The organism is Oceanobacillus saliphilus (assembly GCF_023522835.1).
Taxonomy (GTDB): Bacteria; Bacillota; Bacilli; order Bacillales; family Amphibacillaceae; genus Oceanobacillus; species Oceanobacillus saliphilus.
In genome coordinates, this window is record NZ_JALCZU010000004.1 from 161,015 (window position 1) to 173,359 (window position 12,345).

At 36.6% G+C, this 12,345-nt stretch carries 10 protein-coding genes, 1 pseudogene and 1 other annotated feature; of the genes and pseudogenes, 2 read left to right on the top strand and 9 right to left on the bottom strand.

Annotated features, from left to right (window positions below; genetic code table 11):
* Positions 1-12: 12 nt before the first annotated feature.
* The 6 genes and pseudogenes from MN204_RS08895 to MN204_RS08920 form a co-directional block, all read right to left on the bottom strand.
* Entirely contained in the window at positions 13-1,983 is a 1,971-nt protein-coding gene (locus MN204_RS08895; RefSeq protein WP_249870733.1) for a tyrosine-type recombinase/integrase, read from the bottom strand.
* Positions 1,976-3,127, bottom strand: coding sequence for a tyrosine-type recombinase/integrase (locus tag MN204_RS08900; RefSeq protein ID WP_249870734.1), 1,152 nt, complete (start codon positions 3,125-3,127; stop codon positions 1,976-1,978). Before MN204_RS08900 ends, MN204_RS08895 begins: the two co-directional genes overlap by 8 nt.
* 179 nt (positions 3,128-3,306) lie before the next feature.
* Positions 3,307-3,510: pseudogene (locus tag MN204_RS08905) on the bottom strand (carbon starvation CstA family protein); the annotation flags it as partial.
* 264 nt (positions 3,511-3,774) lie between these two features.
* Complete coding sequence (locus tag MN204_RS08910; RefSeq protein WP_249870860.1) at positions 3,775-4,506, bottom strand: LytR/AlgR family response regulator transcription factor; 732 nt, start codon at positions 4,504-4,506, stop codon at positions 3,775-3,777.
* Between the two features lie 46 nt (positions 4,507-4,552).
* Positions 4,553-6,286, bottom strand: coding sequence for a sensor histidine kinase (locus MN204_RS08915; protein WP_249870735.1), 1,734 nt, complete (start codon positions 6,284-6,286; stop codon positions 4,553-4,555).
* A 147-nt stretch (positions 6,287-6,433) separates the two neighbouring features.
* A complete protein-coding gene (locus MN204_RS08920) occupies positions 6,434-7,312 on the bottom strand; it encodes a LysR family transcriptional regulator (protein WP_249870736.1) in 879 nt (292 codons plus the stop codon).
* A gap of 731 nt (positions 7,313-8,043) precedes the next feature.
* On the opposite strand from MN204_RS08920, the gene MN204_RS08925 reads away from it, so the two are divergent.
* Both MN204_RS08925 and MN204_RS08930 read left to right on the top strand, forming a co-directional pair.
* Positions 8,044-9,363, top strand: coding sequence for a GntP family permease (locus MN204_RS08925; RefSeq protein ID WP_249870737.1), 1,320 nt, complete (start codon positions 8,044-8,046; stop codon positions 9,361-9,363).
* A gap of 96 nt (positions 9,364-9,459) precedes the next feature.
* Positions 9,460-9,537 (top strand) — a sequence feature (23S ribosomal RNA rRNA prediction is too short).
* A gap of 37 nt (positions 9,538-9,574) precedes the next feature.
* A complete protein-coding gene (locus tag MN204_RS08930; RefSeq protein WP_249870738.1) occupies positions 9,575-10,411 on the top strand; it encodes an NAD(P)-dependent oxidoreductase in 837 nt (278 codons plus the stop codon).
* A 310-nt stretch (positions 10,412-10,721) separates the two neighbouring features.
* Here MN204_RS08930 and MN204_RS08935 read toward each other — a convergent pair whose 3' ends face one another.
* The 3 genes from MN204_RS08935 to MN204_RS08940 form a co-directional block, all read right to left on the bottom strand.
* Complete coding sequence (locus MN204_RS08935; protein WP_249870739.1) at positions 10,722-11,204, bottom strand: nucleoside deaminase; 483 nt, start codon at positions 11,202-11,204, stop codon at positions 10,722-10,724.
* A gap of 123 nt (positions 11,205-11,327) precedes the next feature.
* Positions 11,328-11,453, bottom strand: a complete 126-nt coding sequence (locus MN204_RS21255) for a hypothetical protein (protein ID WP_306798639.1) — start codon at positions 11,451-11,453, stop codon at positions 11,328-11,330.
* Between the two features lie 76 nt (positions 11,454-11,529).
* A complete protein-coding gene (locus MN204_RS08940) occupies positions 11,530-12,342 on the bottom strand; it encodes an enoyl-CoA hydratase-related protein (protein WP_249870740.1) in 813 nt (270 codons plus the stop codon).
* Positions 12,343-12,345: the final 3 nt, after the last annotated feature.

Below are 12,345 nucleotides of genomic sequence, written 5' to 3' on the forward strand. Positions count from 1 at the left end.
GACCTAACCTCCCTATAATATGGATGGATGCTGTTTATTTTTAGAATGTTCTCTGGCTTGTTTTCCTAATGGATGGTGTACTTTCCCTTCTTGTAATTGTTCATATATTGTGGTTAACCTTTCTAATTGCTTTTGATTTTTTTCGTTATAAATTGGCATATCTTTAGTCCTGTTAATTACAGCTTGCACCTGCTTAATTTCATTCTGAAACTCGTCCGCATGTTCTGGAGTAGTACAGAAGTTATGGCAAGTCAAACAAGGGGTGATTACGTATGGACAACCTTCTTTTTTGCTTGCCATACAATAGCCCAGAGGAACTTTTACAGCCTCAATGCTTTCCCTGATATATTCCCATTCAATAGTATCATCATCCAGTTCATTGATCCCGCCTTTTTCAAAGTCGACCTTTACTAACTTTGATTTACTTTCTTGTGTTTTTTCCCATTCCTTATAAAGAGTTTCATCGGCTACCTTTGCGTAATTAAGTGTCATTTCTGGAGAGGAGTGACCAAACCATTTCTGTACGTGTAAAAGGTTCATTCCGTTGTTAATCAATTCAACACCCTTAGAATGCCGAAAGGCGTGATTTTTGAAATGATATACGTTTCCATTGTTGTCAGTTATATTGTACAGCTTTGCTAACCTATTCAATGATTTTGAAACTGCATTTGGACTTATAGGTAGACCTTTACGTTGTCCTCTTTCCTGGAAGAATAGAAATTTATCTTTGTTATTATCCTCATTGGATTTATTTATGGTTTCTTCAATACAATCTTTTATAAGATTAGCTATATTTTCATCAATTGGTACTTTGTGGTTTTTGATGTTAGTTTTGGATAAGTCACCTTGCAAATAATATCCACTTGTTGTTTCTACAAGGCAATTATTATATCTTAACAGTACTATTTCATTTATTCTCCATCCTGTAGCTAAAAGTAATGTGATAATTGGGATATACTTATATTCATGTTCTGGCAATTCAGGCACCAATTCTTTTGGGTTTGTATTCGCTGTGTTTATCAGTTTCTCAAGTTGATGAAGAATCACTTCAGGAATAAATTTGATATCATCTGTTTTATCATACAGTTTTGGTTTATCTTCTCTTAAAATTAGTTTTTCAAAGTAATGTATTGGTGCTAAAACATCATTTCTGCTTTGCAAATAAGCAATATAGTTTTTTACACCTTGGATTTCCCTCCAACGCGTATTAGGCTTTAAATGCCCCCTGACGGCGTTATAAGATGTTAGATACTCTTCAATATCACTACGCTTTAAATCCTTCAGAGTATGCCACTCAGGCTTTTTTTCATTGATAAATATTAAGAAAAACTCAATTCCCTTTAATACCTTTGAACAGTATGTTGGAGTATTTTTAATCAACTTAAATTTCATGTAATCCTTGACGCTTTGTTTAAAGGTTTTTGGTATAGAAGTAAAAACTAAATTTTTATGGTCCTGAGCTTTTGTAAGATGAACATTAGGGATCTTAGAAGAGTGCCATACATCCTTTTTGAAAATGTCCTCTTCATCGTAAACATCGCTTATAAATGTATATAAATGCTCAAAAAAACGTAAGCCTCTACTAATCTTATTTTTGCTGTGTTTATTAGTTGTAAGAAAGGTTTTGTATTGAATTAAGGCTTTCTTTAAGTCTATTTTAGTAATGCTGCTAACTTCAGGATAATATTTATCCAGAAAACTACCAAATTCAATAAATGTTGATTGGTAATGATATAACGTGTAAACAGATATTTTGTCAGATTTTACAATTTCCATAAAATAGTATTTTGTTTCTTCTTTGACTCCAGATGGAAGAGAAGAAAACTTCATGTATCGCCATTTCTTTTTTCTTACACTTTCCACATTATAAGTATCAAAAAACTTGTTTGATAAATCCCACTTATCTTTTTCCCAGTGACCATTTAAACTTAATGGATTACTTTGTGAATCACGCAGTTGCTTAATATTTTTTAAATTACTCAATTAGGTTACCATTCTTTCTACTTTTTGATTTTTTCTGTTTCATAGCATTTTCCCAATCTTCACGCACATCATCATTCGAAGGATGAACGTACAATTGTTGTGTTGTTTGAATATGTTTATGACCAGCTACTTCTTTTAACGTTTCTGGTCGCATTTCACCTGTTCTCCACAACTCAGTTAAACTGGTATGCCTAAATTTGTGAGGATAAGCCTTGATATTTGTTTTTTTTCCTAAACGGTAGAAGATCTTAATTGTAGCGTGGTAAGTAAGTGGTTCTTTTGTATTTAGGTTTATAAAGAGAAAACTAGTATCAACTTCTTCAGTGTGAACCTCCATAATATATTTACGATACAAGTTAGCTAAATCATCTGTTATATTAAGAGTTCTCACACTTCCAACTGTTTTAATTTCAGCTCCATTTTCAAGTTCACCACGGTCTTTAACATAAAGCTTTTTCATCGCAGGTGAGATATCAGAAAGATGCAATGATAGTGCCTCACCAATTCTTAGACCACTTTCATAAAGCAAATATATTAAGAAAAAATCCCTGAAGTTATTACAAGCCTTTAATAGCTGATTTACTTCATCAGGAGTATAAATCTCTACTTCTTTAATAGGTTCCTTAAGCTTTAAAATATTTTTCTGATAGGTATGATTCTTTCTCAAATGATGAAAAAATCCCTTGTATCCATTATACCCGATCTCAGGAACCTCTTGTTTTAAGTTAAAATATAATTTACTGCTAAACTCCTCGATTCTCCAAATATAATCGTAAAACAAAGTAACTCTTTTTATGATTTGATTTATCGTCCTTGCCGTTCTGGTCTTTAAACCAATATCATCGATTTTTTTCTTGTTTGTGTTAATATCAGTTACTTTTATATCCCCATATGGATTCTGTAACCACCTAACAAACTCTCCAAGGTTATCTATTGTTATTTGTGTAAACTCCATACTAATTTGGTTTAAATATTCGAAGTACAATTTAAGAGCATAACAATAATTACGTAATGTGTTTCTTGCTGAGCCTGTATTATCTTTAAACTTTAGAAATCTAGCAACTGGTTCGACTATGTCCCCATCATCATCTATTAACAAATATCTTGTCTTATTTTCTGTTGTAGTTATTTCTTGTACCCTCACTCAAACATCCTCCCAATAAACTGCCATATATTCTCTATGTAACCTAAAATTATCATATACTTAGTTTACTATATTTACTTTGTGAACACAATCTAGTTTACCATTATAAAACGCAAAAAAAATAAAGATATACCATACTTTGATTACTATGTTATCTATTATTTATTAGGTACAGTTATGAAAATCGGTCCGACGCCCGCAATACTAATTAATTGAATGAGTGCATTTTTGCGAGTGCTTAAGGGAAGGTAATCGACGTTATCATTTTTTGAGTATGCGGGAGTTGGACGATCTTCTTTTACTCCGAATACTCTTTCAACAAATTTTCCATACGTAAAAAATCCAATAATTAAAAGGGCAATGCCACCTAAAAATGTATACATTTCTATCCCTCCATGCTATTTTAATCGCTTACATGTTTTCGCTTACAAAAATAGATTACAACAACTTTCCTAGGATTCGATGATATTCTGCCAAGATGTTTAATTTCATCCATAACATGTCGAACATGACAGATAACATGAAAACATTCGAAAACGGTGGTTGTCAATGAGCTTTTCGATAATAGCCTTCGTTGTACTTATACGTAGGACATTACATCTAAAAAAGGACTTCAGGTGTTGGCCCGAAGTCCTTAGGAGGGGAAATTACAATTCCAGTTTTCCCCGTAGAAATTTAATATAGTTTCTGCTTACTGGGAGGGATTCCTTTCGTCCATGCAGGTTTAGGTTATACGCGCCGTTAAACCATGGAGTCAACTTGCTGACATAATCCAAATTAACGAGATAACTTTTATGAATACGGAAAAAGGGAAAGGTAGACAGTCTGGCTTCCAGTTCCTTTAAACTTCCTTTTGATGGAATGTCCTGTTGATTCGTTACAATTCTTACTTGCTTGTTTTCGCTATGGATATAAATAATATCAAACGGATCCAAATAAACCACTTCTCCATCCATGTCAACAGCCAACTTGTGAACGGACTTCTGCTCGTCTATTTCGGATGTATAAAAAAGTCTTTTTTCAATTCTTGCAATCGTTTCGGTTAATTCGTCTTCATCATATGGCTTTAATAAATAGTCGATGGCATCCAGCCGAAATGCCTGGGCGGCAAATTGGGGATATGCTGTGGCAAATACGACCAATGGGGGGTTCTTTAATTCCCCTAATAATTCTGCTGCTTTCATCCCTTCTATACCGGGCATTTCAATATCTAAAAAGACCAGGTCCGGCTGTGTTTGTGTCGCCTTTACAATACAGGATTCCCCTGAGTCTGCCTCTGCAACGACTTCAATGATCGGATACTGGTTAAGCAAAAAAATCAATTCTTCTCGATTATACGGTTCATCGTCTACAACAAGTGTACGAATCTTTTTATGCACCATGTTCACCTTCTGTTCTGGTTGTTGTGTCTCTTAGGATGCTTTGTTATTTCACTTTTTTTGGAACGGTAAAACTCACTTCTGTACCTTCCTGCTTTTTGCTTTTTATATGAAGCTCGGATGCATTTCCAAACATGATGGTCAGTCTGCGATTTACATTGTATAATGCCATTCCAGTACCTGAATTGGAAGACACCACCTTTGTGCCGACTATTTTCAGTCTTTCATTCGACATTCCTTCTCCATTGTCTGCTACGGAAACGAAGACATAATCTCCTCTATCTTTTATTTTTAGTTTAATATACCCACCACGATTTTTATTGCGTAAACCATGTTTGATGGAATTTTCCAGTATGGGCTGCAATGTTAAAGGGGAAATCTTTTCATGCAGAATATCATGGTCAACATCGTACGCAATTTTTAGCCGATGACTGAATCGCATCTCTTCAATGTTTAAATACGTTTTAACATGTGATAATTCCTGTTCAATGGTTGTTTCTGTACCTATTGTTGAAGACACATTATGCCTCAGGAATTGAGATAGGGAAAGCAGTAATTTCCTCGCGTTCTTAGGATTAATCCGAATCAGGGATGAAATCGTGTTTAATGTATTAAATAGAAAATGTGGATTAATTTGTGCCTGTAGTGCATTTATTTCTGCTTCCTTAGCTAAAGCCAATGCACGGTTTGCCTCCGCAGTCTCCAACTGATTGCTTAACAGAATACTTAACCCGGTTACGAGCTCCTTTGTAGATAAACGAATTTCTTTTTCAGAATGATAATAAAATTTAATGATACCGATGTTTTTACCATGTAGTTTTAAAGGAGCAAGAATTACTGCATGTAACGGACAATTTTCGTTGATACAACGAATATCTTTTTCGGATGCAATGACAACTTCACCATTTTGAATGGCGTTTTTTGTGGCTTGCGTCTGAATTGGAGCTCCTTTTTTATGATGATCACTTCCGGCGCCAATATGGGCAAGAATCTTTGTGTCATCTGTTATCGATACGGCAAAAGGATTCATTTTACGATACAGGATTTCACAAACGTTTTCTGCGGATGTTTCATTCAGTCCATTACGTAAATGAACAAGCGTCTTGTCTGCAATCTTTAGTGCATGTTGTGCTTGTGAAGCACCAAGCTTTTCCTCGGAGTTGATCACGCTTTTAATAATAATCATAAATAATACCGCCCCAACGCCATTTGCAAGAATCATTGGAATTGCAATATTTTCCACAAGTAAAATAGCCTTATCCAATGGTCTGGACAAAAGCAGAATCAAGAGCATTTGTAATGCTTCAGCACAGGCAGTTAAAAGAAACGCTTTGGAATAGGAGATGTTTTCGCCCTTTTTTGAAAAGTAGCCTGTAAAGAACCCTGTTAAAATCGTCGCAATTCCGCAGCTTAATGCGGTGTATCCACCCAGGAGTAATCGATGGATTCCGGCAATCAAACCGGCTCCAATTCCAACGCGGTATCCTCCTAATAAACCGGCAATGGCCACACCGATTACCCGAAAATTAGCTACTGCCTCGTCTGGTGTAACCAAAAAGCCCCATCTTTCAACAGTGAACGTATCAACATTAAAGACAAAACCACTGTATGTACCAATAATTCCAAATACGCCAAAGAATAAAATAGCTGTCCATTCCTGTTTCCGGTTTAATTGCCGAAGAGAAATGAGGTTACGAAAAAACGGTAGTCTTGTTAAAAGAAAAGCCAACATCACAATAATCCCAAGTCGTTCCACCATTAAAAATAAGAGTTCAATCATGTCGTTCAACCCATTTCTAAGTTGTCTTTCTTTCCATATTATAAAGCATTTTTAAATAATGTGCAGGGCGCGAATAAGGTGAGAAAAAGGGTCAGTCCCCCCACTGCGCTACAGTATTAGCGAAACAGGGCTCTGACCCTTTTTTGCCTATTTCAATGACGAAGAAATATATTCAACCATTTCTCTTGTTGCATAGGAAACATACTTATTTTTGTTTAATATAATTCCCAGCCTCCAAATGATGGGTGGATCAACGATAGGAATCGCTTTAATGTCACGTTGATCTACTTTATTTGCAAGGGAACGAGGGAAAATGGTGATGCCAAGATTCTGCCTTATCATTTCCGTGATAAAATCCCAATACGTACTTTGATAAGAAACATGCGGTTGAAAGCCTGCTTGTTTACATTCCTGTATAACTTGCTGATAGAGCGTAGAATCATCTTGAAAATGTACAAATGATTCATCTTTTACCTCTAGTAAGGAAACCTTCTCTCTAGTAGCGAGAGAATGAGAAGCATGAACAAATAACATCATCTCCTCCTTTACAATAGGAACAACATCAAATTCATCCTCGACAGGTAATGCAACTACACCTAAATCAAGTATCCCCTCATGAACAGCTTGCTTCAGTTTATTTGCACCTTGCTCGACTATTTGTATCGAAATTTCAGGATATAAATCTCGAAAACCTTTAAGGATTTTCGGGAAAAATAGAAATCCGATAAGAGGAGGAATCCCAATTTTTAACTTTCCTTTTTTTAAATTCATCATATCGTTTAGAAGGTCCGATAAATCATCAATCATCCCTAAAATCTTTTGCCCTTCCTCCAATACAATTTCTCCTGCAACGGTTAATTCTATCTTTTTTGCTGAACGATCAATGAGTTCCACTTTTAACTCGGTTTCCAGATTTTTTACCATTTTGCTAATTGTTGGTTGGGATAGGCATAGAACTTCTGCTGCACGTGTAAAGCTTTTTTGCTTTGCCACTTCTATAAAATAAGCTAATTGCTTCGTATCCATTTTTTGACTCCCTTATACATTTATTTCATTATGATTATCTGTACAATTCATTTTATCTATAATTCGAGCACCTGTACACTACCATACATACGAAAAAATAGACGAACACGTAGTAACATGTTATCTCACTCATGTTTCTTGTACTTCCATTTAGAAATAATTGAATACTTGAATGAGGCTGTCAAATGTTAATGAAGTATACGTTGTTCCTTTTGGATATTCGAAATCCAACAATACATAAGTCATCGTGATTTAACATACGAATCATAGATAAAATGCATAGTTATAATAATTTTAATTCATTTTACTTATGAAAACTTATCTGTTAAATTAAAATATGTGAAGTAAATTAATAGTTCATTATTGCAAACGGAATCAAAATGACCTAGTGAGTGGTTACACTAAGTGAAACAGTGTTGGCAGAAGGTTTTTAAAACGTTATTACTTCGTATTCGTATAAATTTAATTAAAACTATTAACCCAACGCACGCTTACTTGGTTGTTCAGGTTTTTTTTGAGATTTATCTTTAATTCATAATATATTAACTGATTTATTATGAATTAATTTTTTAATGGAAGGTGGTATGTCATGAATAAATGTTAATGTTGTAGTTTTAAATGATAAACGGATTGCTAGTTTATTGTAAAACGTTTGGGTGTAATGACATTAGTCAGGGTATTAACTCCATACTTAATATCCATAACAACTAGAGAATGGGAGAAAGATTAAAGTGGACATATTGGGTATTTTTGGGATTTTGTTAGGTATTTTAACAATCATTCTATTTATAATTAAAAAGTTCAGTATCATTATTGCAGCACCAATAGCGACGATTGTCGTATTGCTGTTTAGCGGTGTACCTATACTAGAGACCGTATTTGGTCAAGAAAATTCGTATATGACGGCACTCGCTGGGTTTATTGCAGCAAATTTCGCGATATTCTTATTAGGTTCCATCCTAGCGAAGTACATGGATAAAAGTGGGGCAACGATTTCCATTGCAGATAAAGTGTTGTCGGTAGTAGGAACGAAGAATCCGTACAACGCATTAGTAGCATTATTTATTATTTCAGCGATTCTTACGTACGGTGGAATAAATGTATTTGTCATCATATTCGCATTAATTCCAATGGCTAAACCGATCTTTAGAAAACTTAATATCTCGTGGAAATTAGTTACCATCCCTGTGTTTGGTGGGACTTCAACGTTCACGATGACGATGTTGCCAGGGGCACCATCCTTACACAATATTGTGCCTTCAACGGCTTTGGGAACGACTTTAACAGCTGCACCGCTTATCGGAATCGTAACTTCCATCGCAGCAATAGTCTTCATACTCCTATTTATGAAGTTCTCGTTGAATAAAAGCTTGAAAAAGAACGAGACATTCAATGTCGTTGAGAAGGGTGAAAGTAAAGCTGAGATTGCTAAAAGTGATCTTCCACCATTTATGATCAGTTTACTGCCGATCATCGTGTTATTGGGCATCATCTTACTATTTAGTTCTGTGAACAACATCATTATTGTCGCTTTAATTGTTGCGATAGTATTGAGTGCAATATTATTCCGTAAACAAATTGCTCAGCAAAGAGAGGTATTAAATCAAGGTGCAACTGAATCGTTATCATCAACAATCACAACTGGTAGTACCATTGCATTCGGTAGCATTGCAACAAGTGTTCCAGCGTTTAAAGGTGTATTTCAAGTGATTCAATCCATACCTGGTCCTCCAATCCTTTCATTAATGATTGGTACAGGTCTGATAGGCGGTATTACTGCTTCAGCTGTTGGAGCAATCGGAATATCTGTTGCGAATTTTGCACCTATCTATTTGGATATGGGATTAGATCCGGAAACAGTTCACCGTGCGATCGCAATCGGTTCTGGAGCGCTATCCATTGTGCCTTACTCTGGATTCTTGATTATATTTAACAATATAACGGGATTAACGATGAAAGACACTTTCAAAAATGGATTTATCAGTATCAGTGTTACCCACTGGATCGCGATGACCGTTATCGTTATCATGGCACTCTTAGGTTTAGCTTAAAGATGTAGGGATAGACTTGTTCTGAATGAGAACGCAACATACAGAAGTCTATATAGAACCCTCCTGAAAAATATAGGAACGTAAAGTGGATGTAGAGTTGCTTAGACAACCAGGATGTAGGCTTAGAAGCAGCCACCGTTTAAAGAGTGCGTCATAGCTCACTGGTCGAGTAATCGGAAAATAAAAAAATTAGATACAGGAGGAATTTATCATGAGTAAAAAAATAGGATTTGTAGGACTAGGTACAATGGGCTTCCCAATGGCCGTTAATTTACAGAAAGCCGGTTTTGAAGTAATTGGTTATGATGCTTTTAAAGGGGTTTATGAGAAAGCAGAAGCTGCAGGGTTCACGATGGTAGAAACGTTAATAGAAGTAGCAGAACAAGCGGACGAAGCGATTATCTCCATGGTTCGTGACTATGCTCAAAATGTTGACATTACGTTCGGTGAGGGTGGTCTATTATCTGCTGGGCCTAAAGGTAAAACACTTATTGTCATGAGTACACTTGACCCTGAAACAATGAATGAATTAGGCAAAAAAGTCGAAGAAGAAAGTGATTTGAGTTTAATTAGCGCTGCGGTTAGTGGTGGTGCTTCAGGTGCTCAAGCTGGAACATTATCGATTATGACATCTGGTAAAGAAGAAATTGTAAAGTCATTCCAACCTTACTTTGATGCAATTGGATCCAACACATTCTACTATGGTGAAGAAGCAGGCAACAGCCAAGTAGCAAAATTAGTTAATAATCTAATTCTAGGTATTAACATGAATGCTGTAGCTGAAGGACTTAAGTTAGGAAACCACTATAACTTACCACAAGAAGAAGTATTAAACCTATTACAAGTAAGTACTGGTGATAGTTGGGTAGCTAGAAATTGGAGCGATATTTCTGAATGGACTGCAGACACTGCTTTAGCCGTTCTACTGAAAGACTTAATTGCAGCTTACAACCAAGGGATTAAACATAATGTATCCATGCCATTTAATGCCCTATCATCTACACAATTATTTAACTCTATGGAAAAAGAGAAACCAGAAGCAAAATAATTGAATGACGTTATCACGTAATTTGTTGACTATACAAAGTGGTCCAGGGGGAACCTTGGACCACTTTTTGTTGTGATTCTTTTGTTTTGATGGATAGCATTTTTTGGTTAGTTTAAGCAATCTTCCCTACTGTCAACTGCTTTTGTTATATCCAGCACACTTCTATGAAAGCGACATTTACAACATATGTTTTTGATGTGGACTGTGGTTCCTGTGCCTGGGGGCTCCAACACATGTCTCTCTCTTCCCTATCACTTTAGTCAGTGGGAAACTTAACAATATACAGTTATAATCATCAGATCGCGATAGCTCAACATCTCCTTGCGTAAAACTGACGATGGAGTCTGTGTACTTGCTCCGCTAGCTCAGGAACTGGGCCATCTATTGTCGTATCACGAATAACATCATGAATGGGAAGATTTCGAACGCGCGATGGAGTAACCCCCATTTCATTCAACCATTGTACCAACTGTTCAGACGAACTTGCATAAACAATCCGACCTAAACCAACCCAACCGTGGGCCGCAGCACACATAGGGCAATGTTCACCAGAGGTATATACTATCGCCTTGCTTCTTTCTTCAGGTGTCATGTTACTGGCTGCCCATCGTGCCAAAGCAAATTCTGGGTGTTGCGTATGGTCACCACCGGCAACGTGGTTATGGTCTTCTGCAAGCACCTCTCCATTGGCTGAGACAAGTACTGAACCAAATGGCTCGTCACCTTTCTCCAATGCCGTTTTTGCTAATTCAACACAACGTCGCAGGTGCTTCAAATCTAAATCACTTATCATAATTGTACCCTCCTCGAAGTCCAAGGGAAGCAGACCTTGGACCACTTCTAGCTTAAGTTTCTTTTTTTGATGGACAAGCATTTTTTTAGTTTAAGCAATATTCCCCACTGTCAACTGCTTTCTTTATATCCACCATACTCCTATGAAAGCCACTTTTGCAACAAATGTTTTTGCTGAGGACCTTGGTTTCTTTCCCTGGGGGTGCTCCCTATCAATAATACCTGCACCGATGTCTGCAATGGTTTCCACGAATATAAATCTCCTTATAAAGATTTAACAATATTTCTACTCTGTAAGGTAGGTATATAGTTTAAAGTCTACCATGCTATTTTTCAAAAAAAGAAGGCATGTCAGATACCTTCAGAGGAAAATTCGGCTTGCGCTTTTCCAAAAATGCTTGTACACCTTCTTCAGCATCTGCATTGCGACTTGCCCAATGAAGAAATTGAGATTCGATCAAATGAGACTCATATGGGTGACGACAGCCAAGCATTTTCCATAACAACTTTCTTGTAAAGTGATTGGATGTGGCAGACGTATACTCCATTATTTCACGGGCAATCTCATATGCTTTTTCATATGGGTCTTCTACCACATGTTGTACAAGCCCCGTTTCCAATGCTTCGTCTGTATGAATATATTTACCTGTTAATGTCCATTCCAAGGCTTTCCCGATCCCTACAATTCTGGGTAACATCCACCCCGAAGCTGCTTCAGGGCCAATCCCTACACGGCCGAAAACAAAACCAATTTTCGTGTCTTTTTTGACAATTCTGATGTCCATTGGTAACGTCATTGTTAATCCGATACCAACAGCCGGTCCATTGATTGCTGCAATTATCGGCTTACTCAACTCGAAAACCCGCAGACTAACTTTCCCACCGATATCACGGAATTCTTGTGCAGATTCGTTTGTCCGGAATGTGTCTTTACCCGTGGACAAGTCCATTCCCGCACAAAATGCATGCCCAGTTCCTGTGACGATAATTACACAGACATCATCGTTTTGATTCGCTTTTTCATAACAATCTAGTAATTCTCCGCTCATTTCGTAGGTGAATGCATTAAGCGCATCTGGCCGGTTTAATGCTATGGTTAGAATCCCGTCAGTTATCTCCGTTCGAATCGTCTGATACAATAT

What these genes read in the sequence shown, in the direction of transcription:
- MN204_RS08915 (WP_249870735.1), bottom strand. Translation starts at nt 6,286, where the DNA reads ATGATTGAACTCTTATTTTTAATGGTGGAACGACTTGGGATTATTGTG.
- MN204_RS08920 (WP_249870736.1), bottom strand. Translation starts at nt 7,312, where the DNA reads ATGGATACGAAGCAATTAGCTTATTTTATAGAAGTGGCAAAGCAAAAA.
- MN204_RS08930 (WP_249870738.1), top strand. Translation starts at nt 9,575, where the DNA reads ATGAGTAAAAAAATAGGATTTGTAGGACTAGGTACAATGGGCTTCCCA.
- MN204_RS08935 (WP_249870739.1), bottom strand. Translation starts at nt 11,204, where the DNA reads ATGATAAGTGATTTAGATTTGAAGCACCTGCGACGTTGTGTTGAATTA.